We start from the raw sequence: 25757 nt of genomic DNA on the forward strand, positions 1-25757 counted from the left end.
ATAGATGGCGTTTGTATTTTAAAGCTAGGGGAAAATTTATCTTATGAATGATATTGAACATGCACTCAGCCATATTGAAAATTTTCAGTTTATTCACGAACATCTTTTTACTTCAGCTCAACCGAATGCTGAACAGTTAAAAACAATTAAAGAGTACGGCGTAAATACCGTTATCAATCTAGGCTTATCCAATCTAGAACAATCCTTAGCCCATCAAGATCAAATTTGTCTTGATTTGGGTTTAAACTATATTCAGTTGCCCATTTCTCCAGATACCCCTTCTGATGATCAATGTTTATTGGTCTTAGACATGCTTGACCATTTAGTCAAAGAACAATTGGTTTGGGTGCATTGCTGTAAAAACCATCACGTCAGTAGCTTAATGTATTTATATCGTCAATATTTTATGGATATGGACTTACCTACGGCGCAAGATCTGATGCACAATATTTGGCAGCCAAATGATACATGGACAGGACTGACTCATGCTGTCGCATTACAACTTCAAGGTCGTAAAGCGACGAAAGAATTACAACAGTCTTTGATTCATCCAGATTATTTTACGTGATGCGAAATCAAAACCGTGGCCGTCGCTAAAATACCTTCTTGACGGCCAGTGAATCCGAGCTGTTCAGTAGTGGTTGCTTTGATACTGATTTGTGTCACATGTACTTTCAATACATCAGCAATACTGTGGCGCATATCTAAATTATGCTTGGCTAATTTTGGACGTTCACAAGCCACCGTTATATCAGCATTATTGAGTAAATACCCTCGATCTAAAATCAGTTGATAGACATGCTTCAATAGAACTCGACTATCAGCACCTTTAAATTTTGCATCTGTATCTGGAAAATGCTGTCCAATATCACCCAATGCTAATGCACCTAACAGGGCATCACACAACGCATGTAATACGACATCTCCATCAGAATGTGCTTTTAAACCTTGAGTATGGGGTATTTTTATTCCTGCTAAAGTGACAAAGTCACCTTCTTCAAAGGCGTGTACATCCATTCCCTGACCAATTCGAATTTGTGCGACCACTTTAAGCATCCTTAAGAAATAAATGATTGAAATGTTGTATTCACGCTTTCTCTTTCGCTATAGTTACAGCAGCGTAATATAGTGAAATTATAAGCGATCATGCTGCTGAATACCGAAATTAATCTCATTAAAACTTTTAGCATGTTGTTCAGTATTGGCTGTCTATGCTCAACGCTGGCGCATGCTCAAAAAATTGACTGTACTCAGCCCAATACATCGTCAATGAAGAAAATTTGTGCCGAGAATTTTGATGAATCTCGAGAAAAGCTGATCAATCATTACACCACGGCCTTTCTGGTCAGTGATGCACCCGTGCATTTATTACAAGATACCCATACTTTATGGTTTAAACGCCTTCAACAATGTAAAAGTTTAGATTGTTATAAACAACAGTTTGAATTGCGTATTGATGATCTCAACTTTTACACTTCCTTGAATCAAAGTTTAACCAGTCATTATTTGAAATTTGAAAATGGTCAAATTGCCAATCAACCTGTGCATTTACAGGTGCATCAGTTAAGCAAAAATAGTATTAAAATTGAAGGAATTGCTTATCGTAATCCGAATAATAAATTGGAAACACAAAGCATTCCGTTCTTGGCCTACACCACTCCAGACCGAAAAGATCAAGTGACAGATAACGAGCATGATTGCAAATATCAATTTAATTTTAGTAAAGCCATTTTATCGGTTAAGACTATGCAAAAAGGCTGCGAGCGTTTTGTAGGCGTGTATCGAGTTTATGATTAAATGAGATTCACGAATAAATTAGGTTCATTCTTGATAAATTGAACTTATATTTTAAATACATTATAAAAAAGATTACTCAAAAAAAAACCAGATTTTATCTCTGGTTTTTTAAAAACTTAAAATATCTATTCTTTACTTAGCTTGTTCGGGACAAAGCACTGCTTTGTTTTCCTCATTTAGGCTCGATGGGTGCAAATGGTGCGACCACATCTGCATTTTGAGCACGATGACGCATAAAATGATCCATGAGCACAATTGCAAACATTGCTTCAGCAATTGGCGTTGCACGAACACCCACACAAGGATCATGGCGACCTTTGGTCAATACATCCGTATCTTCACGCTCAAGATTAATAGTTTTACCCGGGGTCGTAATACTTGCAGTAGGTTTCAGTGCAATCGCAACGCGAATAGTCTGACCACTTGAAATCCCGCCTAAAATGCCACCTGAATGATTGGCCAAGAAACCATCCGTCGTTAATTCATCACGAGATTCATGACCAAACTGTTCGGCTACTGCAAAGCCATCACCAATTTCAACCCCTTTAACGGCATTAATTGACATCATTGCATGGGCAATATCTGCATCCAAACGGTCAAATACTGGCTCCCCCCAACCCACTGGAACATTCTCCGCCAAAATTTCAAGCTTTGCGCCACAACTTGTGCCTTGCTCACGTAATGACGTGACTAGTGCTTCAAAACGTGGAACTGCATTAACATCGCCACAGAAAAATGGATTATTAGGAACTTCATTCCAATCTAAAGTATGGACTTTTTCTGTTCCAATTTGTGTGACATGACCACGGATTAAAATACCAAATTTTTCAGATAAATATTTTTTCGCAATTGCACCGGCAGCCACTCGCATGGCTGTTTCACGTGCGCTTGAGCGACCACCTCCACGGTAATCACGAAAACCATATTTATGCGTATACGTATAATCCGCATGACCCGGACGGAAAGTTTGCGCGATATTGCCATAATCTTTCGATTTTTGATCTGTATTACGAATCAATAGGCCAATTGAGGTACCCGTAGTTTTACCCTCAAATACCCCAGATATAATTTCAACTTCATCGGGTTCTTTACGTTGAGTGGCAAATTTTGAGGTTCCTGGTTTACGGCGATCCAAATCTCTTTGTAAATCTGCTTCATTCAGTTCAATTCCAGGCGGTACACCATCGACAATTGCCATCAGGCCAGCGCCATGAGATTCACCACAAGTCGTTACACAGAACAATTGTCCAATCGTATTACCTGCCACGTTCCGAACTCCCTATGCTTCTACAGACTGTACAAATAAATCACGGTATTGACGGCATTGCGCCGCAGTTAAAGCAAAAATACCCGAACCACCTTTTTGGAAAGTCAACCAGTGGAAATCAATGGTATTAAAATTCTGTTTCATCGCCCATTCTGAATTACCCACTTCTATGACAATTAAACCATCTTCGGTCAAATAATCTGCAGCTTGTGCCAACATTTTACGCACCAAATCTAACCCATCTTGACCAGCAGCAAGCGCAAGTTCTGGTTCATGCAAAAATTCAGCAGGTAAATCAGCCATATCTTCTGCATCTACATAAGGCGGATTGGAGACAATTAAATCATATTGATTTTCAGCAGGAATTTTTGCAAATAAGTCAGATTCCATTAACGCAACTTGATATTGCATATTGTGATGTTCAGCATTAATTGAGGCTACCTCTAAAGCTTCTTTAGAAATATCGGTTGCATCCACTTCTGACTCAGGAAAAGCATAAGACAGCGCTATTGCAATACAGCCCGAACCTGTACACATATCTAAAATACGACGCGGCATTTTAGGCTGTGGATTCTCTGGAAGATTATTTTGGGCCTCACGCATTTGACCATTTTCATCTAAACAGTACGGGGCAAAACGTTGATTAATTAATTCTGCAATAGGAGAACGCGGAATCAATACACGCTCATCAACGTAATATGGGTTGTCACAGAAATAAGCTAAGTTTAGTAAATATGAGGTCGGAACTTTTTCATTGATGCGACGCTCAAGTAAACTGATAAATTCAGCTTTTTCACTTGGCAGCAATTTAGCATCTAAAATTTCTGGGTTTGCATTCCAGTCCAATGCTAAAGTTTGTAGAACCAGCGCAGAACTTTCAGCAAAAAAGTCTTCAGTGCCTTGGCCCAAATGTGCATCATATTGACGTAGAGCTGAAACACCAAAACGGATAAAATCACGAATGGTGTTTAAATTTTCAGCGGCTTCCTGCAAATGTTCAGGGCTAATAGTCAGTTGATCCACTTAAGGCGTCTCCAAGGTCAATTTTTTAAAACGCCTCATGATACCTTGTTTTGCGCGTTTTTTATAATTTTTCAATCAAGTTGAATATAATTATTTATACCCCATTTGCTTCATTTCATAATAATAAACACGTTCTTTTGTCATCGCTAATAGACATTTTTTTTGTTTAATTTCGATAAACGAAGAGGTCACGCCGAAATGACATTGTTGTTTCATTCGGTTCAACCAAAGCTGATGTTGTTGCTCAAGATTTTTTTGATGAGAGGCATTATTTTCTAAATTGCTTTTATAATATTTTTTTAATAATTTTTCCTGTATTTTTAATTCTTTATCAATACATGTAATGATAATTTTACTTTGACCATAAGATGTATTTAAACATTGAGTATATTCTTGACTAGCACCTGATTGCGCATTTACTGCCATAGCGCTTAAGCTGCCCACAGTTAAAATAATTGCAAATAAAAAATGCATGCTTCCCCCCTATTTGTTTGATCAATTTTTTATCAAAACTGAATCTTTAAATACTATTTTTTTGTTTATATTCAGATATTACAACAACTCTGTCAGAATTCCTATAAAGCGATTTGTAGAGATTGCATCATCAAATTTTAGTCCTCACTATTGAATCTCTCTCATCTACCCCGATATAAGATTTATTCTTTTTGAGTCTATGGATCAGCATGAGCTATAAACACAACAACCTCATGGCAATGCGTGAGAAATATTGGAATGATACCCCTTCTGCCCAAGTTGAAACTGAGAAAAAATTCTTGCAACATATTTTAATAAAATATGATATTTACGCCACACCGTCAGAGGATGATGCCAAATATTTATTCTTTAGTTTACCCAGCATTATTATTGTGAAAGGTTATGCGCTGGGTTTTATGCACGAAAACGTTCAAGCCATGATTTTTAAATACTTGCAAAATAATAAAACTTTGCTCAAGCAGAAAAGTGAAATGAAAGTACAGTTTCGTATGTAATATTTTTATTTCTGGTCTCATATTTTGAGCGTTCTTGAGCATTTTTGATGGATAAAACCAGTCCTCATTTTCCTCAACTCATTTTTTATTTCTATATAGTTGGATGAGTTGTGACTCAAAGTGTGACGGAAAAAATAAATTAAAATATTAAGAATATTAACGTTCAATTTAGCATATGGAACTTTTTTAATACGTCAATTCACGTTAATATCCGCTACAATTAAATATTCTGCGACTTGCTGCTTAAAGGATTTTGTTTAATGTCAAATCAGAACGATAAGCTTAAACAACTTAAAACCTCTTCTATGGATCGACGCTTATCTATCGCTAAAGCGTCCTTACTCGCAGGAACGCGTTGGGCAGCATCTAATGCAACCACCATATTTTCAAGTGAAGTCGAAAAAGACAAAAAACGCAAAAAAGCCATGAAACAACAAGCAGATTATCTTGTTTCAGAAATTGGTAAGTTAAAAGGTTCAATTGTAAAAATTGGACAAATGATGGCCTTATATGGTGAACATTTTTTACCAGAAGAAATTACTCAAGCGCTAAATACGTTAAACAACCAAACGATTGCACTGGCTTGGCCTGCAATTAAAGAACATTTAGAACAACAATTAGGTTCTAAACTCCATGATTTAACCATCGATCATGAACCATTAGGGACAGCTTCATTGGCACAAGTGCATCGTGCTGTGCGCAAGTCAGATGGCTTAGAAATAGTACTCAAAATTCAGTATCCGGGTGTAGCCGCTGCCATCGATTCTGACATGAGCCTCTTTAAAAATATGCTCAAGTTAACTCGTATGGTGCCGCAAACACGTGAATTTGATCAGTGGTTTGATGAAGTTCGCGAAATGATGCATCGTGAAGTGAATTATAAAATTGAAGCTGAAACCACCTGTCGCTTTGCTGAACGTTTGAAAGCAGATCCTCGTTATGTCGTGCCACAAATTATTCACGAATACTGTACCGATCAAGTGCTATGTATGACCTTTGAACGTGGCGTGCCGATTAATAGTCCAGTGATGCTCTCCTTACCTCAAGAACGTCGTAACCAATTAGGTGAAGCGTCCTTAGAAATAGCGGTACGTGAGATTTTTGAATGGGGTGAAATGCAAACCGATCCAAACTTTGGTAATTATCTAGTGCGCTTAGCAGATGATGAAAACGGTCAAGATCGGATTGTATTATTAGATTTCGGTGCAATTCGTCAGTTCGATCAACATTTGCTGACTGTCGCGCGTAATTTAATTCATGCAGGCTACTGTCATAATCAAGATGAAATGGTACAAGCCATGACGGGTTATGACTTCTTTGATTCTATTCCGCAAAGTATTAAACCCGATATGGCCAAAGTCTTTTTGTTAGCCACAGAAGCTTTTAGTACTATTGCCAACAATCCTGACTTGCCTGAAGGCGTGATGGATGACCAACAGCGTTATGATTGGAAAAAAAGTCTCCTTCATAGCCGCGTAATGCAACGTGCTTCTAAGTCGATGGCATCACGTTATTTTAGCGTACCACCCAAAGAATTTATGTTTATCAGTCGAAAATTTATTGGTGCGTACACCTTTATGACGGTGATTGATGCAAAAACCAATGTTCGCAAGATGGTGACAAAATTTTTATAATTTTTGATGACTAAAATGGCAACTTTGTCATTTTAGTCAATTTTTATTTTTAAAATAATCTTAATCATTAAAAAATAATTATAAAATTCATATTCTTGAAATCACCTAAAAACACCAAGAACCATTTATCTAAGTCAATTTTAATTGTCAATCATGACATAGTTTTTTCCATCTCCTCATGTCAGCATAAAAATATAAAGCAATAACATCGATGGATTATAAAAATGACCAATATGGTAAACAAGGCACAAGGATTTGGGCTCTCACTGATCACTAAAATTGCCGCAAGCGATGTACTGGATCAATTAAAACTCCGTAAATTTATTGAAAAATCCTTATATCAAGGTTCAAAAATGAGTTTTAAAACGCTAAGTCAATCTCAAAAAGTGTTTAAATCTGATCATAAGATGACGAAACAACGCCTGCCTTCTCAGCAAAAATCTTTATTTGATTTGAACCTGACTGAAGAACAGCAAATGACCTGTGACGCGATGGACCAGTTTGCCGCAGAGGTACTCTACCCTCTAGCACATCAAGCCGATCATGACGAAAAGTTTCCTCCTGCACTTTGGCAATATGCCACAGATTTAGGACTCAATTACTACGCACTTCCAGAAGCTTTAGGCGGTGTGGCAAGTGAAAAAAATATCTTAAGCAATATTTTAATAGCCGAGCATTTGGCCAAAGGTGATTTCACTTTAACTGCTGGATTACTATCTACTTTTAGTGTCATTAATGCCATTACCCAATGGGGTTCTGAAAGTATTCAAGCCACCTATTTAAGCAGTTTTGCAACTGAGTTAGACATTCAAGCCACGTTTGCTATACAAGAATCAACGCCAGCATTTAATCCCTACACCTTAAAAACGATAGCCACTTCATCACATGGAAAATATACCCTTCATGGTGAAAAAACCTTGGTAATTTTAGGTGAAACGGCTGATCTCTTTTTGGTGAATGCTGAACTTAACGGCTCACCAGAAGTCTTTTTGGTAAAAAGAGACAATACCATCACAGCCAAAAAAACATCTGCAATGGGCTTAAAAGCTGCTGAAACTATGACCTTAAAATTTGAGCATAGCCCTGCTGAACTTTTGGGAGATGACGATTTTAATTATTCAGCATTTTTAGATTTAGGTAATTTAATGTGGTGTGCCATGGCAGTTGGTACATGTGAAGCGGTAAAAGCCTATTGTATTGAATATGCTAATGAGCGTACTGCTTTTGGTGAGCCCATTTCACATCGTCAAAGTGTCGCTTTCATGATTGCAGATATGGCAATTGAAATTGAATCTATGCGTATGATGATTTTAAATGCAGCCAGTCTTGCCGAAGCAGGTCAACCTTTTCATCGTGAAGCCTATCTAGCTCACCTGCTATGCGCAGAAAAATCGATGAAAATTGGAACTGATGGTGTGCAAATTTTAGGTGGTCATGGTTTTACCAAAGAGCACCCCGTTGAACGTTGGTATCGCGACCTACGTGCAACTGCCATTATACACTCAGGTTTACATGCTTAATTTTGGAGAATAATAATGAATTTACAAAATCCTAAAAAATTTAAAATGCTGGTCGATCAAGCGCACGAAGTCGCTCTTAATGTTCTACGCCCGATATCACGAAAATATGACAAAGCTGAACATGCTTATCCCAAAGAATTAGACATGTTGTCATCTTTGGTCGATGGTATGAACGAAGGTGGCGAAGGCATGAATGCTGGAGCTGCGGGTGCAGGAAAACGCAGTGAAGATACAACAGCAGGTAATCGAAATGGTACCAATATGTCGACTGCTTTAAGCATTATCGAAATGTGCTATGGCGACACAGGTTTGTTATTGTCTATGCCTCGTCAGGGATTAGGAAATTCAGCGATTGCTGCTGTTGCAAATGATGAACAACTTGAACGTTTTAAAGGCACTTGGGCAGCGATGGCAATTACCGAGCCAAATTGTGGTTCAGATTCTGCTGCCATTCGAACTACAGCAATCAAAGATGGCGACGATTATATTTTAAATGGAGAAAAGATATTCGTTACTTCTGGTGATCGTGCCGATTCGGTGGTGGTTTGGGCCACCTTAGATAAAAATTTAGGTCGTGCAGCGATCAAGTCATTCGTAGTTGCAAAAGGCACGTTTGGCATGACAATAGAACGCTTAGAGCATAAACTTGGCATTAAGGCCTCAGATACAGCCGTTATTCGCTTTATTGATTGTCGTGTTCCTGCTGAAAACTTACTTGGCAACGCAGATATTGATATTTCTAAAGGTTTTGCTGGTGTGATGGAAACATTTGATAACACTCGCCCACTTGTTGCCGCAATGGCCGTAGGCTGTGCAAAAGCATCGTTAGAACGAATTAAAGAAATTTTTAGACATCAACTTGACTTGACGTATTCTACGCCATATTTGCATACTTCGAATATTGCAGCACAAATTTATCGTATGGAAGCAGAGTGGGAAGCGGCTCGGTTACTCACTTTGAAAGCGACATGGATGGCAGATAATAAAAAACCGAACTCTAAAGAAGCCTCTATTGCCAAAGCTAAAGCTGGACGTATTGGAAATGAAATTACACTTAAATGCGTAGAATTAGCTGCCAGTATTGGTTATAACGAAGATGATTTATTAGAAAAATGGGCACGTGATTCAAAAATTTTAGATATTTTTGAGGGAACGCAGCAGATTCAGCAATTGATTATCGCACGCCGTGAATTAAGCAAAAGTTCAAGTGAATTAAAATAAGCCAATATCTACTGCATAAAAATCTCAACTGGGATAGAATTTTTGTTATCAAAATCTATCCTTTTTATAATTAACTTTAGGCTTATGTACCAAATTAGATCACTCCAAGTGCAAGACAATCCTGAAATAGCCCGAATTATTCGCAAAGTTTCTAAAGAATTTGGACTCGCTGCTGAATCAGGTTTTGCTGTAGCTGATTCTATGTTAGATAATTTATTTGATTTTTATTGCCAGCCTCAAGCTGAATATTGGGTGATTACAGATCAGAATGGACAGATATTTGGAGGTGGTGGTTTGTCACCTCTCCAAGGTGATTCAACGGTTTTAGAAATTCAAAAAATGTATTTTTTACCTGAGATTCGAAGTTTAGGCTTAGCCCAGCAACTTTTAGAAAAAGCATTTGAGTTTAGCCAAGAAAATGGTTTTCAGTCATGTTATTTAGAAACCACACCTGCCCTCTTCCAAGCAATAAAACTTTATGAAAAATTAGGTTTTGAATATTTAAATCACCCTAAAGGACACACTGGACATAGTCATGTGTGTGAAATTTGGATGGAAAAAAGATTTTAGTTTATTTTGATTCTCATGTTGATTAAGTCAAATAGATAATAGAATTTATACATTCTAATCCAAGTGATTCATCATGAAGTCCGAAAGATCATATCTTACGTACTTCATATTTATTGATCCTAATCAATCAATAATCCTGTATAAAAATATCATTAAATTAAGATACTTACTAAATAAAAAATAAATTTCTAAGGCAAAATACTGGATAAAGAAAAAGTCAGCCGCTTAATCTTCAAAAAATATTTTTCATCTCAGCATGAGATTTATTGTTTATGTTCATTTCAAACTTTAACAAGAATGAGTCAAAATTTGTACAGCATGCATTCTCGATTTTGTTAAGGTCGAAAGTCAAATAAGCGATTCAGGATCATAAAATGTCTAAGAAAGCATTATTTATTACTTCAAATGTCGGTGTAGAACATGATGAACTGATGAAACCTCTTGAGTATTTACAATCTAAAGGGATTGAAGTCATTCATGCCGCAGAAGAACAAGCAGAGGTACATACTGTTAAAAGTGATAAAACACCTGCAACGTCTTATACTCCTCAAACCACTTTAGATAAGGTTGATGCGCAAGATTATGATCTTTTGGTTATTCCCGGTGGAACTATCAATGCAGATATGCTAAGACTCAACGAAAATGCACATCAAATTATTCAACATTTTACTGATCATGCAAAACCGATTGCCGCAATTTGTCATGCACCTTGGGTTTTAATTAATGCAGGGAAAATTAAAGATAAGAATTTAACCTCTTACAAGAGTATTCAATTAGATGTCGAAAATGCAGGCGGAAAATGGGTCGATAAAGAAGTACATCGATGCAATACTCATGGTTGGCCGCTCATTACATCACGCTGTCCCGATGATATTCCTGCCTTTAATCAGGCTCTTTTAGAAGAATTAAGTTCTTAAACTATTTAATTATTTCGACTTTGAGTCCCATTAATCTAATGGGACTCCTAATAAAATTCGCATTTAAAATAGAATACTTTAAAATCTTACATAGTGATAAAGTATTTGTTATTGACTCCCACAACCTGTCCGAATAGCATAACTTTTAATAAAAACTGACGAACGGCTTGTATTTTGTTATCTACACCATTTTTATTTTTAGAATCTAAGTTATTAAAAATTAAACCTTCATTTTTTAGATTAATATTTCTAATCAGTTTTATAGTCATACTCACAGGCTGCTCTGCTTTAGGCGGAGGATCAATTGCTAAAAGGTCAATTAAACTCTCAAATGGCATTCAAAATGCTTACGCTGTTGAAAGCAATACTGCTAATCGTGTTGCGCCTATTATTATTCAAGCTGCCGAAAAATATGATTTAAATCCTTTGATGTTAGCCGCGATGATTCAACAGGAATCGAGTTATCGAAACTATGTCATTTCACCAGCAGGTGCAATCGGTTTAACACAAATTATGCCCAATTATTGGCAACAAATCTGCCCGGGTGATTTATTTGAAGAAGCAACAAATATTAATTGTGGTTCATTTATTTTAGCTAAATATAATCAATCGGCAGGCAGTTGGAAAAAAGCATTAGCTTATTATAATGTCGGACCTACTGGCTATAAATCTAGTTGGAAGATGAAGCGTCAAGGTAAAAAATATGCGAGGCAAGTCAAACAACATGAAGAAAAATTAAAAAAGGTGTTATAAGATTTAAATAATTTAAATAAAAAAACCCAACATTATGTTGGGTTTTTAACAATTTTAATTTCAATTAAAGGTTTTTTTTAAAAATAACATCTTGATTTACAGAAATTTCAGTAAGTTCTAAAGCGGTATAAGTACTTCGATGATCTATACTCCCCTTTACTTACTACTATTTTAACCGCTTCTAAATGATGATTCTCAACAGCAGTTTAAAGTGCATTATAGCCTTTACTGCCTTCAGGAATTGAGGAGAAAAATCTGAATATAAAATATTTCTCACTATCTTTCTTACAAAGTATTTGAGAGTAGTTTGATTCAAATCTTAGGCTACAGTGAGAATTTTAAATTTTGAAAGCCACATTATTTATTTCACTTTCAACTTTTTAAATTATGTATAGAAAAACCCCCTCAGTCTTTAGGCTGAGGGGGTTTAGAATAATGAGCTGGCGATGACTTACTCTCACATGGGTAACCCCACACTACCATCAGCGCGAAGAGGTTTCACTTCTGAGTTCGGGAAGGGATCAGGTGGTTCACTCTTGCTATTGTCGCCAGCACAACTGTTTATGGACTTGTTCGGGTCTTATTTACGGGATTTATTTCGTAAGCCTTACTTTGTACCAAAAGAGTTATTAACAGACATTAAATTTGAGTTGAGATTTTAGTTTGTAGCGTTAACTAAATCAAGGGTATATTGCTTGGTTTTGAATCACTTAGATGATGCAATACAACTGTTTGGGTGTTGTATAGTCAAGCCTCACGAGCAATTAGTATTGGTCAGCTTCACATATCACTATGCTTCCACATCCAACCTATCAACGTCGTAGTCTTCAACGGCTCTTTAGGTGACATAAAGTCACAGGGAAATCTAATCTTGAGGTAGGCTTCCCGCTTAGATGCTTTCAGCGGTTATCCCTTCCGAACATAGCTACCCGGCGATGCAACTGGCGTTACAACCGGTACACCAGAGGTTCGTCCACTCTGGTCCTCTCGTACTAGGAGCAGATCCTCTCAAATTTCCAACGCCCACGGTAGATAGGGACCGAACTGTCTCACGACGTTCTAAACCCAGCTCGCGTACCTCTTTAAATGGCGAACAGCCATACCCTTGGGACCTGCTTCAGCCCCAGGATGAGATGAGCCGACATCGAGGTGCCAAACACCGCCGTCGATATGAACTCTTGGGCGGTATCAGCCTGTTATCCCCAGAGTACCTTTTATCCGTTGAGCGATGGCCCTTCCATACAGAACCACCGGATCACTAAGACCTACTTTCGTACCTGCTCGACTTGTGGGTCTCGCAGTTAAGCGCGCTTTTGCCTTTATACTCTACGCGTGATTTCCGACCACGCTGAGCGCACCTTCGTACTCCTCCGTTACTCTTTAGGAGGAGACCGCCCCAGTCAAACTACCCACCAGACATGGTCCTCGCTCCAGATTATGGAGCAGAGTTAGAACCTCAATATTACCAGGGTGGTATTTCAAGATTGGCTCCACCGAAACTAGCGTCTCGGTTTCAAAGCCTCCCACCTATCCTACACAAGTAAGATCAAAGTTCAATGTCAAGCTGCAGTAAAGGTTCACGGGGTCTTTCCGTCTAGCCGCGGGTACACCGCATCTTCACGGCGAATTCGATTTCACTGAGTCTCTGCTGGAGACAGCGCCCCCATCATTATGCCATTCGTGCAGGTCGGAACTTACCCGACAAGGAATTTCGCTACCTTAGGACCGTTATAGTTACGGCCGCCGTTTACTGGGGCTTCGATCAAGAGCTTCGCTTACGCTAACCCCATCAATTAACCTTCCAGCACCGGGCAGGCATCACACCCTATACGTCCACTTTCGTGTTTGCAGAGTGCTATGTTTTTAATAAACAGTTGCAGGGGCCTGGTTTCTGTGGCTGTCAACCGCTCAGGGAGTAAATCCCATCACCGTCGACAGCGTACCTTCTCCCGAAGTTACGGTACCATTTTGCCTAGTTCCTTCAGCAGAGTTCTCTCAAGCGCTTTGGTCTACTCGACCTGACCACCTGTGTCGGTTTCGGGTACGATTCCTGTGTAACTGAAGCTTAGAGACTTTTCCTGGAAGCATGGTATCAGCCACTTCACTGTACAAGTACAGCTTGCTATCAGTTCTCAGCATAGAGCACCCCGGATTTGCCTAAGATGCATGCCTACAACCTTTCACCTGGACAACCAACGCCAGGCTGACTTAACCTTCTCCGTCCTCTCATCGCATTACACAGAAGTATTGGAATATTAACCAATTTCCCATCGACTACGCCTCTCGGCCTCGCCTTAGGGGTCGACTCACCCAGCCCCGATTAACGTTGGACTGGAACCCTTGGTCTTTCAGCGTGCGAGTTTTTCACTCGCATTGTCGTTACTCACGTCAGCATTCGCACTTCTGATACCTCCAGCAGACTTCTCAATCCACCTTCATCGGCTTACAGAACGCTCCCCTACCACTTGCAATAAATTGCAAATCCGCAGCTTCGGCATATAGTTTTAGCCCCGTTACATCTTCCGCGCAGGCCGACTCGACTAGTGAGCTATTACGCTTTCTTTAAAGGGTGGCTGCTTCTAAGCCAACCTCCTAGCTGTCTATGCCTTCCCACATCGTTTCCCACTTAACTATAATTTTGGGGCCTTAGCTGGCGGTCTGGATTGTTTTCCTCTTGACTACGGACGTTAGCACCCGCAGTCTGTCTCCCGGATAGTACTCATTGGTATTCGGAGTTTGCATCGGTTTGGTAAGTCGGGATGACCCCCTAGCCGAAACAGTGCTCTACCCCCAATGGTATTCGTCCGAGGCGCTACCTAAATAGCTTTCGGGGAGAACCAGCTATCACCGAGTTTGATTAGCCTTTCACCCCTATCCACAAGTCATCCCCCGGCTTTTCAACGACGGTGGGTTCGGTCCTCCAGTTAGTGTTACCCAACCTTCAACCTGCTCATGGATAGATCACCCGGTTTCGGGTCTACACCCAGCAACTAAACGCCCTATTAAGACTCGATTTCTCTACGGCTCCCCTATGCGGTTAACCTTGCTACTGAATGTAAGTCGCTGACCCATTATACAAAAGGTACGCAGTCACCGAACAAGTCGGCTCCCACTGCTTGTATGCATGCGGTTTCAGGATCTATTTCACTCCCCTCACAGGGGTTCTTTTCGCCTTTCCCTCACGGTACTGGTTCACTATCGGTCAGTCAGGAGTATTTAGCCTTGGAGGATGGTCCCCCCATATTCAGACAAGGTTTCACGTGCCCCGCCCTACTCGTCATCATTATCTAAGCCCTTTCGTGTACAGGACTATCACCCACTACGGTTGCACTTCCCAGAGCATTCCACTAAAACTTAGATAACTTAATGGGCTGATCCCCGTTCGCTCGCCGCTACTAAGGGAATCTCAATTGATTTCTTTTCCTAAGGGTACTGAGATGTTTCACTTCCCCTCGTTCGCCTTGCATGACTATGTATTCATCATGCAATACCTACCTTATGGTAAGTGGGTTTCCCCATTCAGAAATCTCCGGATCACAGGATATTTGCCGCCTCCCCGGAGCTTATCGCAGGCTATTACGTCTTTCATCGCCTCTGACTGCCAAGGCATCCACCACATGCACTTAATTACTTGACTATACAACCCCAAACAGTCGTTAACACCCTACAAGTGATGTAACAACAGAGTCAGCCTTACGACCTTCTCATACAGTTTGTGGTCTGTAGATTTAACTACAGTACAGCTTCAATCTAAATTCATCTACCAAAACGCTTGATTCAGTTAATTTCGCTAGTTCTCAGTTCTTCTTCGTCATTGAAATGAAATACTTGCGTATTACAGTCAATGCTGAATTAGTTCTGAGTTCAAACAATTATTTCAACTCAAATTCTCAATCTGTTAATGATTAACTACGTCTTCGTCAGACCGTAGGTAACTGTGATAAATCACAGAACTTAATAAATTAAAAAATCATTTAATCATGATCTTATTTATTAAATTCTATAATCTAACTTCTTAGCTTATATATTGAAGAACAATATATGGTGGAGACTAACGGAGTCGAACCGTTGACCTCCTGCGTGCAAAGCAGGCGCTCTACCAACTAAGCTAAGTCCCCAGCTTATCACTTATTAGCTTTATGTATCTCTCGTTTGTAACTCAACTCCAAGACTCTCATCTCTTCATTATTTCAGTTAGTAGACTTGGTGGGTCTGACAAGACTTGAACTTGTGACCCCACGCTTATCAAGCGTGTGCTCTAACCAACTGAGCTACAGACCCATCGATACATCATGAAGAACAACTTGTTGTGGATTCTTACCAATCGTCAATCTTTCGTTAAGGAGGTGATCCAGCCGCAGGTTCCCCTACGGCTACCTTGTTACGACTTCACCCCAGTCATCGGCCACACCGTGGTAAGCGTCCTCCTTGCGGTTAGACTACCTACTTCTGGTGCAACAAACTCCCATGGTGTGACGGGCGGTGTGTACAAGGCCCGGGAACGTATTCACCGCGGCATTCTGATCCGCGATTACTAGCGATTCCGACTTCATGGAGTCGAGTTGCAGACTCCAATCCGGACTACGATCGGCTTTTTGAGATTAGCATCCTATCGCTAGGTAGCAACCCTTTGTACCGACCATTGTAGCACGTGTGTAGCCCTGGTCGTAAGGGCCATGATGACTTGACGTCGTCCCCGCCTTCCTCCAGTTTGTCACTGGCAGTATCCTTAAAGTTCCCGGCTTAACCCGCTGGCAAATAAGGAAAAGGGTTGCGCTCGTTGCGGGACTTAACCCAACATCTCACGACACGAGCTGACGACAGCCATGCAGCACCTGTATGTAAGCTCCCGAAGGCACCAATCCATCTCTGGAAAGTTCTTACTATGTCAAGACCAGGTAAGGTTCTTCGCGTTGCATCGAATTAAACCACATGCTCCACCGCTTGTGCGGGCCCCCGTCAATTCATTTGAGTTTTAGTCTTGCGACCGTACTCCCCAGGCGGTCTACTTATCGCGTTAGCTGCGCCACTAAAGTCTCAAAGACCCCAACGGCTAGTAGACATCGTTTACGGCATGGACTACCAGGGTATCTAATCCTGTTTGCTCCCCATGCTTTCGTACCTCAGTGTCAGTATTAGGCCAGATGGCTGCCTTCGCCATCGGTATTCCTCCAGATCTCTACGCATTTCACCGCTACACCTGGAATTCTACCATCCTCTCCCATACTCTAGCCAACCAGTATCGAATGCAATTCCCAAGTTAAGCTCGGGGATTTCACATTTGACTTAATTGGCCACCTACGCACGCTTTACGCCCAGTAAATCCGATTAACGCTCGCACCCTCTGTATTACCGCGGCTGCTGGCACAGAGTTAGCCGGTGCTTATTCTGCGAGTAACGTCCACTATCTCTAGGTATTAACTAGAGTAGCCTCCTCCTCGCTTAAAGTGCTTTACAACCAAAAGGCCTTCTTCACACACGCGGCATGGCTGGATCAGGGTTCCCCCCATTGTCCAATATTCCCCACTGCTGCCTCCCGTAGGAGTCTGGGCCGTGTCTCAGTCCCAGTGTGGCGGATCATCCTCTCAGACCCGCTACAGATCGTCGCCTTGGTAGGCCTTTACCCCACCAACTAGCTAATCCGACTTAGGCTCATCTATTAGCGCAAGGTCACAAGTGATCCCCTGCTTTCTCCCGTAGGACGTATGCGGTATTAGCATTCCTTTCGAAATGTTGTCCCCCACTAATAGGCAGATTCCTAAGTATTACTCACCCGTCCGCCGCTAAGTTAAGTAGCAAGCTACTTTTCCCCGCTCGACTTGCATGTGTTAAGCCTGCCGCCAGCGTTCAATCTGAGCCATGATCAAACTCTTCAGTTTAATATTGCTTAGTACCTATAGGGCACCAATCTTGGCTCATCAATTTTCTGACAAATATTTCTCAAATAAACTTCGAGTAATTTCTACCATCAATCAATGAAAATAATTTCGATCAATCAATCAGTAAAAATCCACACAAGTTGTTCTTCATAAGCTCTTAATGATCTCTCTTATTCCTCGTCAGAATAAGTCGCTCAACAACATAAACCTAAAAACTCAGCACCTAGTGCTTCGTACTTTCCGTCTATCTCGTCGGGATGCAGCGTATTCTATACACTTTATATCAGCACGCAACCCCTATTTATCAAAAAATACTAAAAAGATTATCAGTTGCTTACTTTTTAATCCAAAAAATCTTTTTATCAATTTTCTAATAAAGAAATGTACAGCACACCCTTTAAAAAAGATCCATGAATAGATTAGTTAGATTGTTCACCTAACCAATTCATAAATTTTTGACGTTCAATTTTGCTCGATTTTTTCCATAACTGAATAAGTTGTTGATCAGTTGTTGATATAGAGCGATCTTCTACCGATTCTGTAACAGAAGTTTGACTATACACTGGCGCAGGTTGATTGAGCGGAATTGATTTTTTTTGAGTAAGGTCGGTCACTTTTCCAAATAGACTTTGAGATAACCACGGCTTTTGCTCTGTATTGGCACCTGTTTGTTGGACTAATATTTTTTTATTTTGATCAAATAATGCAATCACAGGCTGTTCAGCATATTTTTTTGCAGTTTCGTAATTTGTTGGTGCATTGACTAAATTTAATGCATAGCTTTCACCATCTTTTAATAGCGGTGTTGTTAATGTAATTACACCAGACTTCACAATGTCATGCTCTCTATTCAGATGTTCAAAATATTGGTTATATCGAACACTTAAATTATTTTTACCTGCATCAACTTTATACTGATTATTTTTCGCACGAAACAATCCTGTATTCACCTCTTGATCATTTACTGCCAAAATTTTTATTTCTTCTGGTGCTGTAATTGTGACTGCTGAAAAGGTGGTTACACTGGCTAGGATTAATGTAATTGCAAAAATTGATCTTATAACCATTTCATTTTCTCTTTGTTCATCATTAAAATTTGATTGCACTATGCAATGCATAAATGACGATTTTATGACAAGCTGATTATCTATATACGATTATGTCCCAGTATTTGTTCAGATAAGCTTTTTCATTTAAAAGCTATAAGCATTATTGATTAAGTAAAATTTGAAAGATAAAACAAAAAAGAGCACTTTAAAAAGTGCTCTTTTCATTCAGTAAAAATAAATCTTTAATCAAATTTTTTAAAACGAATTGCATCATCAATAAAGGTTTTCTCGCCAGCCAAAGCTTCAATTGAACCAAATACCAACTGCCCTCGTAATTTCCAGCTTGCAGGAATATTAAAAGTTTTTGCTACTTCTTCATCAATAATTGGATTGTAATGTTGTAATGAAGCACCAATTTTTTGCTCTGCTAATGCATTCCAGACTGAGAATTGTGCAATGCCTGTTGAATGCTCAGACCAAATTGGGAAATGTTCTGCATACAAAGCAAACTGCTCTTGCAATGATTTTACCGTATCCTGATCTTCAAAAAATAAAGCTGTACCAAAACCAGCTTCAAAACTCTTAATTTTGGTATTGGTACTTTCAAACGCTGCTTCTGGTACCATTTTTTTTAAGGTTTCACGCACAATATTCCAAAATTGTGCGTGAGACTCACCATATAATGTCACAACACGTGAAGTTTGAGAATTAAATGCTGAAGGACTATGGCGTACTGCTTCTTTAATAATTTCTTCAATTTGATCTACTGTTAATTCAACTTTTTTACCGATTGCATAAATTGTACGGCGTTGTTTGATTTGGTTTAAAAATGGCATGAAATAGTCCTCTTTTAATTTTACTAAATGTTTTCAAGATAAATTGATCTTAAACCAACTTTAAGGCAGATACATGACCAAAACAGCAACATTATGTTTTATTTATAGAACAATCATGCAAAAAAACTTGTGTGCTTATTATTGAATGATTCATTTTGAATTGTTTTTCACAATATCTATCATTATAAAAAACTCCGCATAATGCGGAGTTCTCAAAAAATAAACTTTTACTTTTCTGTCTCAAATAAGGCGGCAACAAATGACTTAGCAGAAAAAGGACGTAGGTCATCAATTTTTTCCCCTACACCAATGAAACGTATAGGTACATGTGTACGACTTGCAATATTAAATAGTACCCCACCTTTTGCAGTTCCATCCAGTTTAGTAATGGTTAAACCAGTGAGTCCTACTGCCTCATCAAACACTTCTACTTGATTAATTGCATTTTGACCTGTGCCTGCATCTACAACCAACATGATTTCATGCGGTGCTGTAGCATCAATTTTTTGCATCACACGTTTAACTTTAGTCAATTCTTGCATTAAATGACTTTTATTGTGTAAACGCCCTGCAGTATCGGCAATAAGTACATCTATGCCTTTAGCACGCGCACTTTCAAAAGCATCAAAAATTACAGAGGCACTGTCTGCACCATGGCCTTGCGATACCACTGCAATATTATTGCGATCACCCCAAATTTGAAGTTGTTCTGTTGCCGCTGCACGGAATGTATCACCTGCAGCAAGCATGACTTTTTTACCTTCACCTTGTAAACGTTTGGCAAGTTTACCAATGGTTGTGGTTTTGCCTACGCCATTTACACCCACCACTAAAATTACAAATGGTTTTTTATTTGGATCTATATGTAAGGGTTTAACACGTGGTGCAAGTAAAGCGACCAATTCTTCCTGTAAAGCTTTGTAGAGTGAATGTGAATAGATTAAATCCCCACGTTCAGTACGTTCTGTTAGGTTGGTGATAATGGTTTTAGTCGCTTCCACCCCAATATCTGCAACCAATAGTTGTTCTTCAACTTCTTCTAATAATTCATCATCAATTTCTTTACCACCAATCAGGATATTTACCATCCCATCAGCCAGATTTTTACGGGTTTTGGTCAAACCGACTTTCATCCGATTAAAAAAGCCTGTGCCAGAAGTTGAAATATCTTCTGAATTGGTTTCCGTAGCGACAGGCGCAGAAATAATGAATTCTTTTTTTTGAGTTTCAATAATAGGAACATTTACCGCAGGTAAATTCGGTAAAGTGACATCGTCATCTCCGATATCAGCATCAATCAAAAATTTATTTTGCCCATTAGATTGCTGTTGCATGCCGAATCCTTGAAAAGCATTGTGTTAAAAAACAAAGATTCTAGCATAGATTCTGCTTGCAATACCTTGTAGACACGTGACACACGAAAAACGAACAACTTCACCTTGCTTTCAAAGCCAAATTTCTTAAAAATGATGATAAATATAATTTATTACTTTGGTTAAGCCTGTGTATAAAAGCTTTTTTTCACTTTTTCCAAAGCGATCATTTTTGAGCAAATCTATTTTAGCCGTTGGTTTTTTCATATTTTCAATTCAAGCTCATTTTACTTATGGTGAGACTCGGACTGAATTAGCACGTACTACATTTGAAACAACGCTGAAAAATGGACTCAAAGTCATTATTCGTGAAGATCACCGTTCACCTATGGTGATGACTCAAATTTGGTACGCGGTAGGCAGTAGTGATGAATCTGGAAACTTGTTGGGGATTTCTCATATTCTCGAACATATGATGTTCAAAGGTACGCAAAAAGTTCCAAATGATGAATTTACCCGCTTAAGTCGTATGTATGGCGGCAGTATCAATGCTTCAACTTTTACCAATTATACAAATTACTATCAACTTTATCCGAAAACCTATTTTCCTTTGGCTTTAGAACTTGAAGCAGACCGAATGCGTAATTTACTTTTACGCCAACAAGATTTTGAACCAGAAGTTAAAGTGGTTATGGAGGAACGTCGTCTACGCACTGATGATAATCCCCGATCTTTGGCTTTTGAGCGTTTCAAATGGATTGCTTATCCAACCAGTCATTACAGACAGCCTGTGATTGGCCACATGAAGAACTTACAAAATATTCAACTGAAAGATGTGAAAAAATGGTATCAGGATTGGTACACCCCCAATAATGCGGTGTTGATAATTGTAGGTGATGTCGATGCTGAAAATGCCTTGCGTCAAGTACAAAAATATTTTGGCGACATCCCTTCTCGCACTATCCCACCGAGAAATGATGTATTGGAATTTGATCGAGTCGGTTACCGCCATATGGAACTGAACTTGGCTGTAAAAGTTCCCAATCTTTATATGGCATGGAATGTTCGTTCTTTGGCTACTGCAAAAAACCCACAAGATGCTTATGCTTTAACCATTATCAAAAATGTACTGGATAGTGGCATTTCCTCAAGACTACAAGACCGCTTAGTAAGAGACAAAAAAGTTTTAACGGCTCTCAGTGTATCTTATGATCCTTATAATCGTGGCGATAGTTTATTTAGTGTTTCTGCTTTACCCGCCGATGGGATAAGTTTACAAGAGGCCGAGAAAGCCATTCAAGATGAAATTAACATCTTAAAAACCGAATTAATCCAACCAAAAGAAGTGGAACGGGTTACCGCTAAATTCGTTGCCAATTTAATCTATAGCCAAGATGATATAGTCGGGCAAAGTAAAATGATTGGAAATTTAGAAATTAATGGCTTGAGTTATCGTTTAATTGACCAATTACCGCAGCATTTTGAAACCGTCACCCCACAAGATATTCAACGTGTAGCCAATATTTATTTTGTACGTGACAATTTAAGCACTTTATACCTTTCTTCCGAGAACAAAACACAGTAATGAAATTTTATATGCTTAAATTCGGTTCTATTATTTTATTGAGTTCTACCTTGTATAGCGCATGGGCCAGTGCAGATGTAAATATAAATACAATGATTGATGACCATCCGAGTGATTTAAAATCAATTCCGTTTTTACAAAGTTTAAAAATCAATCCTACGCAACTTCAATTTCGTGCGCCTTATGTTCATGAACTTAAAAACCGTTATCGTGTTCGAACATTATTTGTTGAGTCACAGGACTTACCAATTATAGATATACAGTTAACCTTTAATGCAGGTGCAGCAAGAGATGAGGAAGTAGCAGCTGGCCTAAATGGCATTGCCAATATGGCGGCTCAACTCATGGATGAAGGAACTGAAAAATACAATGCCAATGAAATTGCAGGTACTTTTGAACGTGTAGGTGCTCAATTTAGTGTGATCGCTTATCGAGATATGTTTATTGTAAAATTACGGGTTTTATCTGACCCTAAAAAACTTGAGCCTGCTTTAGGTATGATGATGGAAGTTCTTAATCATTCAACCTTTAAAAAATCCAGTATCAATTTCGTTTTAAGCAATACCCAAGTGGGACAAAAACAAGTCCAAGAAAATCCCAGTCGCCTCATGAATATTCAATTTTATCGGGCATTATATGGCAAGCATCCTTATGCAGAACCTATAACTGGCACTCAACGTAGTATTAGTAAAATTACGCCTGTGCAACTTAAACAATTTAGTCAGCAATTCTTAGTGGCACAAAATTTAAATATTGCCATCACAGGCAAGCTTCATCCTAAAGAAGCATTAAAACTGTCTGAACGTATTGCAGGTCATTTACCACAAGGTGAAAAAGCCAAACCATTGGCGCTACCCATCGATAAAACACACTTTGACATTCGTCATCTCAACTTTAATTCTACTCAGGCGCATGTAATTTTGGGACATTTGGGCACAACTCGATTTGACTCAGATCGTTTAGCCTTGGAAGTGACCAATCAAATGTTTGGCGGAAGTGGTTTTAACTCCGTACTCATGCGGGAATTAAGGGTTAAACGAGGTTACAGCTACGGTGCTTATAGTAATTTCTCATTTACCCAAGTACCGGGCATATTTAGCTATAGTTATTCCACTCGTGAAGATCAGTTGATCGATAGTATTCAAGTTGCTCATCAAGCACTGGTCGACTTTGTTAAACAACCTATAGACCAAAAACAACTTGAAGAAACAAAGGCAGGTATGTTACGTGCTTTTCCCAATACTTATAGCAGTAATGCCAATATTAATGCGCAATTGGGTTCTATGGGATTCTACAATCAAAGAGCAGATTATTTGACTGAGTATCCAAAATTACTAGAAAAAATTACTGCTCAAGATGTCCAAAATGCAATTCAAAAGCATTTGCATCCAGAGCGTTTAACCGTAATTGTGGTCAGCCCTACATTTGATAAATCTACACTTGAAAAAATATTAGAGAGAAATTTAATTCGCCCTACTCCACCAAATACATTACCGACAGCAGATCAAGTTCCAAAAACTATTTTTTATCCGCCTGAAAAGGAGGCAATTGATGAGCCTGTTTTAATTCCCACTGATACGCCTGCATCAACTTAAAATATTGCACATGTGAAACTTTATACTGCTGAACCAGCATTAAAGCAATGACCTGAGTATCAGGATAACTCGCTTGGGTAGAAAGATGAATAATATTTTTAAATTGTAAAACTGAAATAGGACGATAAAGCGCAAAAGAAGCAAGAAAAAGGATAATCGTGATAATGAACACAATAAGAATGTTATAAAGATATTCCAGCTTTAATTCAGCTTTAAACCTAATAATTTTTTGTATAGCAATGTGCATAAACTACCTCAAACTTCGGGTAGTGTAGGATGGGATATAAATTAGTACAAGTAACTTTGCTCAACTCCTTGGTATTTAAATCAAGAAATTGAGCATTCGCTAAGCGTTTACCCCATCAAGTTTCTTATAATGGCAAAGTAAAATACCAATCCAATAATTGCGAGCACCAATATAATCGCAAAAGCGCTTAAACCTTTTTCTGCTTCAGGCGGGTGTAAATCATCATCGTCAGCAATACGTTTTAATTCATCATTATAAGTTAAATAAAATTCTTCACGTTGCTGTGGATCGAGCTGGCGCGTGAAATCATAAACTCGTTTTCTTTGTGCGAGACAAAAATCCCCCAAATGAATTTCTTCATGAAAAACAGCCTCATCTAAATTTTTACGATGCTGATGCGCAAGTTGTATTATTTGTGATGTTGTTGGAGGTAAATCAAAACTGAGTCCGTCAAATGTTTTATTCATGTTCTTCTCCTTATGTATTTATCTTTCAGTATAACTATATTAATAAAAAACTATTTTGTGCATTGTTTAATCGTGTAACCTTGATTTTATTTATTTTAACCACATATATTGTTTGACAATTCAAGTTTATTGTAATATTACTTTAACAATACTAAATTATAGTAATATAAAGACAACCTGAAAATTAAGTCTTTTAAAGCAATCATAATTACAATAAGGAGTTCTATATGATTCAACAAATCTCTCATCAAGACCTAGAACATGTTTATGCAAATGCAGTCAATACCATTCAATCTCAAATGATATTTGCAGAAGCAGTTCAACAATTGGAAGAAGTCGCACGTGCTGGACATGGTAAAGCTGCCTTATTCTTAGCAGAACTTTATTATCAAGGTTTTCGCGTAGAACGAGACTCTCTTAAAGCTCAGTATTGGCAAAATCTAGCCACTCTCCAAGCTTAGTAAAACGTCACTCAGGTGGCGTTTTTTTTCATCTATACTTTTTTGAATACATATTTGTTTACATTGTTTCTCAAAGCTTACACTGAACTTTCACATAAAATTATTACAATAGATACTGAAATCACAAACTATTTTTGACATGAATCAGATCAATTCATTACAACCACTGCCTAAAGATTTATTTTTTAAAATTACTATTTTAAAATCGATGATGTATTGCGGTGTACTTTGGGGACTTTACCATCAGCAAGGTTGGGCAATGATGTCAGACCATGAAGATTTTATTTTTCCATTTTGGCTTAATAATGTTCAAGCCCATAAATATGCAAAACTCCACTGGCCAAATTATACGCCACGTAAAATTACCTCTCAAGATTTTCAGGAATCCCTTTTACCAACCTTGACTCGTTTAAATGTAACGCCCGCTTTGTGTAATTCATCAAGTCAAAAATTTAAATTGACCACTCAACAAATGCGTCATTTCTTTTTTTCTGAGTCATACAAACCTGCTTAAACCGACATAAATCGTAAATAATCAAAGATAAATTAAATTTTTGATTTGAAAAGTATTTGCATTTTACTGATTTCGCGCTAAGTTGAATGTAGAGCAATTCATAACAAAGGATAACCATAA

Annotated in this window: 21 protein-coding genes, 2 tRNA genes and 3 rRNA genes; 13 read left to right on the forward strand and 13 right to left on the reverse strand. The window is 38.6% G+C overall.

What is annotated here, in order from left to right:
• The first annotated feature begins 43 nt into the window (after positions 1-43).
• On the forward strand, positions 44-568 hold the full coding sequence (locus H0S58_RS07600; RefSeq protein ID WP_195726191.1) for a protein tyrosine phosphatase family protein: 525 nt from the start codon (positions 44-46) through the stop codon (positions 566-568).
• Here the strand turns inward: H0S58_RS07600 and ispF are convergent.
• Complete coding sequence (gene ispF, locus H0S58_RS07605) at positions 556-1047, reverse strand: 2-C-methyl-D-erythritol 2,4-cyclodiphosphate synthase (protein ID WP_195726192.1); 492 nt, start codon at positions 1045-1047, stop codon at positions 556-558. The genes H0S58_RS07600 and ispF overlap by 13 nt on opposite strands.
• A gap of 99 nt (positions 1048-1146) precedes the next feature.
• Here ispF and H0S58_RS07610 point away from each other — a divergent pair, with 99 nt between their 5' ends.
• Complete coding sequence (locus H0S58_RS07610; RefSeq protein ID WP_195726193.1) at positions 1147-1797, forward strand: hypothetical protein; 651 nt, start codon at positions 1147-1149, stop codon at positions 1795-1797.
• Between the two features lie 172 nt (positions 1798-1969).
• On the opposite strand, the gene aroC is transcribed toward H0S58_RS07610, so the two are convergent.
• The 3 genes from aroC to H0S58_RS07625 all read right to left on the reverse strand — a co-directional run bounded on the left by aroC (position 1970) and on the right by H0S58_RS07625 (position 4561).
• On the reverse strand, positions 1970-3064 hold the full coding sequence (gene aroC, locus H0S58_RS07615; RefSeq protein WP_195726194.1) for a chorismate synthase: 1095 nt from the start codon (positions 3062-3064) through the stop codon (positions 1970-1972).
• A 12-nt stretch (positions 3065-3076) separates the two neighbouring features.
• Positions 3077-4087: a 50S ribosomal protein L3 N(5)-glutamine methyltransferase gene (prmB, locus tag H0S58_RS07620; protein ID WP_195726195.1), complete on the reverse strand. Its 1011-nt coding sequence runs from the start codon at positions 4085-4087 to the stop codon at positions 3077-3079.
• A gap of 90 nt (positions 4088-4177) precedes the next feature.
• A complete protein-coding gene (locus tag H0S58_RS07625) occupies positions 4178-4561 on the reverse strand; it encodes a lysozyme inhibitor LprI family protein (protein WP_195726196.1) in 384 nt (127 codons plus the stop codon).
• 209 nt (positions 4562-4770) lie between these two features.
• On the opposite strand from H0S58_RS07625, the gene H0S58_RS07630 reads away from it, so the two are divergent.
• From H0S58_RS07630 to H0S58_RS07660, 7 genes are all read left to right on the forward strand, one after another.
• Complete coding sequence (locus tag H0S58_RS07630) at positions 4771-5076, forward strand: hypothetical protein (RefSeq protein ID WP_195726197.1); 306 nt, start codon at positions 4771-4773, stop codon at positions 5074-5076.
• Positions 5077-5336: 260 nt separating this feature from the next.
• A complete protein-coding gene (locus H0S58_RS07635) occupies positions 5337-6710 on the forward strand; it encodes an ABC1 kinase family protein (RefSeq protein WP_053577816.1) in 1374 nt (457 codons plus the stop codon).
• Positions 6711-6934: 224 nt separating this feature from the next.
• Positions 6935-8230, forward strand: a complete 1296-nt coding sequence (locus H0S58_RS07640; protein ID WP_195726198.1) for an acyl-CoA dehydrogenase family protein — start codon at positions 6935-6937, stop codon at positions 8228-8230.
• A 15-nt stretch (positions 8231-8245) separates the two neighbouring features.
• Entirely contained in the window at positions 8246-9451 is a 1206-nt protein-coding gene (locus tag H0S58_RS07645; protein ID WP_195726199.1) for an acyl-CoA dehydrogenase family protein, read from the forward strand.
• Positions 9452-9535: 84 nt separating this feature from the next.
• On the forward strand, positions 9536-10021 hold the full coding sequence (locus tag H0S58_RS07650) for a GNAT family N-acetyltransferase (RefSeq protein ID WP_195727583.1): 486 nt from the start codon (positions 9536-9538) through the stop codon (positions 10019-10021).
• 374 nt (positions 10022-10395) lie between these two features.
• Entirely contained in the window at positions 10396-10938 is a 543-nt protein-coding gene (locus tag H0S58_RS07655; protein ID WP_195726200.1) for a type 1 glutamine amidotransferase domain-containing protein, read from the forward strand.
• Positions 10939-11157: 219 nt separating this feature from the next.
• Positions 11158-11691 (forward strand): lytic transglycosylase domain-containing protein, encoded by a 534-nt coding sequence (locus H0S58_RS07660; RefSeq protein WP_227592272.1) that lies wholly within the window; start codon positions 11158-11160, stop codon positions 11689-11691.
• Positions 11692-12129: 438 nt separating this feature from the next.
• Here H0S58_RS07660 and rrf read toward each other — a convergent pair.
• The 8 genes from rrf to ftsY all read right to left on the reverse strand — a co-directional run bounded on the left by rrf (position 12130) and on the right by ftsY (position 20789).
• Positions 12130-12244, reverse strand: a 5S ribosomal RNA gene (gene rrf / locus H0S58_RS07665).
• A 190-nt stretch (positions 12245-12434) separates the two neighbouring features.
• A 23S ribosomal RNA gene (locus tag H0S58_RS07670) occupies positions 12435-15328 on the reverse strand.
• Positions 15329-15733: 405 nt separating this feature from the next.
• Positions 15734-15809 (reverse strand) — tRNA-Ala (locus H0S58_RS07675).
• Positions 15810-15895: 86 nt separating this feature from the next.
• A tRNA-Ile gene (locus H0S58_RS07680) sits at positions 15896-15972 on the reverse strand.
• 58 nt (positions 15973-16030) lie between these two features.
• Positions 16031-17570, reverse strand: a 16S ribosomal RNA gene (locus tag H0S58_RS07685).
• The 16S, 23S and 5S rRNA genes sit together here with 2 tRNA genes alongside, the layout of an rRNA operon.
• Positions 17571-17989: 419 nt before the next feature.
• Positions 17990-18637 (reverse strand): DUF2057 family protein, encoded by a 648-nt coding sequence (locus tag H0S58_RS07690; protein ID WP_195726201.1) that lies wholly within the window; start codon positions 18635-18637, stop codon positions 17990-17992.
• 224 nt (positions 18638-18861) lie between these two features.
• Complete coding sequence (locus H0S58_RS07695; RefSeq protein WP_195726202.1) at positions 18862-19455, reverse strand: nitroreductase family protein; 594 nt, start codon at positions 19453-19455, stop codon at positions 18862-18864.
• A 227-nt stretch (positions 19456-19682) separates the two neighbouring features.
• Complete coding sequence (ftsY, locus tag H0S58_RS07700; RefSeq protein WP_195726203.1) at positions 19683-20789, reverse strand: signal recognition particle-docking protein FtsY; 1107 nt, start codon at positions 20787-20789, stop codon at positions 19683-19685.
• A 223-nt stretch (positions 20790-21012) separates the two neighbouring features.
• Here ftsY and H0S58_RS07705 point away from each other — a divergent pair, with 223 nt between their 5' ends.
• Both H0S58_RS07705 and H0S58_RS07710 read left to right on the forward strand, forming a co-directional pair.
• A complete protein-coding gene (locus H0S58_RS07705; RefSeq protein WP_413784420.1) occupies positions 21013-22353 on the forward strand; it encodes a M16 family metallopeptidase in 1341 nt (446 codons plus the stop codon).
• A gap of 11 nt (positions 22354-22364) precedes the next feature.
• Entirely contained in the window at positions 22365-23948 is a 1584-nt protein-coding gene (locus tag H0S58_RS07710) for an insulinase family protein (RefSeq protein ID WP_195726205.1), read from the forward strand.
• A 354-nt stretch (positions 23949-24302) separates the two neighbouring features.
• Here the strand turns inward: H0S58_RS07710 and H0S58_RS07715 are convergent, their stop codons facing one another.
• Positions 24303-24662, reverse strand: coding sequence for a hypothetical protein (locus tag H0S58_RS07715; protein ID WP_053577805.1), 360 nt, complete (start codon positions 24660-24662; stop codon positions 24303-24305).
• Positions 24663-24889: 227 nt separating this feature from the next.
• Between H0S58_RS07715 and H0S58_RS07720 the strand changes: the two genes are divergently transcribed.
• Both H0S58_RS07720 and H0S58_RS07725 read left to right on the forward strand, forming a co-directional pair.
• Positions 24890-25123 carry a hypothetical protein gene (locus tag H0S58_RS07720; protein WP_053577804.1) on the forward strand — a complete coding sequence of 78 codons (234 nt, stop codon included), beginning with the start codon at positions 24890-24892 and terminating at the stop codon, positions 25121-25123.
• A gap of 139 nt (positions 25124-25262) precedes the next feature.
• Positions 25263-25637 (forward strand): DUF2750 domain-containing protein, encoded by a 375-nt coding sequence (locus tag H0S58_RS07725; RefSeq protein ID WP_053577803.1) that lies wholly within the window; start codon positions 25263-25265, stop codon positions 25635-25637.
• Positions 25638-25757 lie beyond the last annotated feature (120 nt).

Source organism: Acinetobacter sp. TTH0-4, assembly GCF_015602665.1.
Taxonomy (GTDB): domain Bacteria; phylum Pseudomonadota; class Gammaproteobacteria; order Pseudomonadales; family Moraxellaceae; genus Acinetobacter; species Acinetobacter albensis.

Bases quoted from the DNA above. Each gene is read 5' to 3' on its own strand.
- H0S58_RS07600 (WP_195726191.1), top strand. From the start codon at position 44: ATGAATGATATTGAACATGCACTCAGCCATATTGAAAATTTTCAGTTT.
- H0S58_RS07610 (WP_195726193.1), top strand. From the start codon at position 1,147: ATGCTGCTGAATACCGAAATTAATCTCATTAAAACTTTTAGCATGTTG.
- H0S58_RS07625 (WP_195726196.1), bottom strand. From the start codon at position 4,561: ATGCATTTTTTATTTGCAATTATTTTAACTGTGGGCAGCTTAAGCGCT.
- H0S58_RS07630 (WP_195726197.1), top strand. From the start codon at position 4,771: ATGAGCTATAAACACAACAACCTCATGGCAATGCGTGAGAAATATTGG.
- H0S58_RS07635 (WP_053577816.1), top strand. From the start codon at position 5,337: ATGTCAAATCAGAACGATAAGCTTAAACAACTTAAAACCTCTTCTATG.
- H0S58_RS07640 (WP_195726198.1), top strand. From the start codon at position 6,935: ATGACCAATATGGTAAACAAGGCACAAGGATTTGGGCTCTCACTGATC.
- H0S58_RS07645 (WP_195726199.1), top strand. From the start codon at position 8,246: ATGAATTTACAAAATCCTAAAAAATTTAAAATGCTGGTCGATCAAGCG.
- H0S58_RS07650 (WP_195727583.1), top strand. From the start codon at position 9,536: ATGTACCAAATTAGATCACTCCAAGTGCAAGACAATCCTGAAATAGCC.
- H0S58_RS07655 (WP_195726200.1), top strand. From the start codon at position 10,396: ATGTCTAAGAAAGCATTATTTATTACTTCAAATGTCGGTGTAGAACAT.
- H0S58_RS07690 (WP_195726201.1), bottom strand. From the start codon at position 18,637: ATGGTTATAAGATCAATTTTTGCAATTACATTAATCCTAGCCAGTGTA.
- H0S58_RS07695 (WP_195726202.1), bottom strand. From the start codon at position 19,455: ATGCCATTTTTAAACCAAATCAAACAACGCCGTACAATTTATGCAATC.
- ftsY (WP_195726203.1), bottom strand. From the start codon at position 20,789: ATGCAACAGCAATCTAATGGGCAAAATAAATTTTTGATTGATGCTGAT.
- H0S58_RS07710 (WP_195726205.1), top strand. From the start codon at position 22,365: ATGCTTAAATTCGGTTCTATTATTTTATTGAGTTCTACCTTGTATAGC.
- H0S58_RS07715 (WP_053577805.1), bottom strand. From the start codon at position 24,662: ATGAATAAAACATTTGACGGACTCAGTTTTGATTTACCTCCAACAACA.
- H0S58_RS07720 (WP_053577804.1), top strand. From the start codon at position 24,890: ATGATTCAACAAATCTCTCATCAAGACCTAGAACATGTTTATGCAAAT.
- H0S58_RS07725 (WP_053577803.1), top strand. From the start codon at position 25,263: ATGAATCAGATCAATTCATTACAACCACTGCCTAAAGATTTATTTTTT.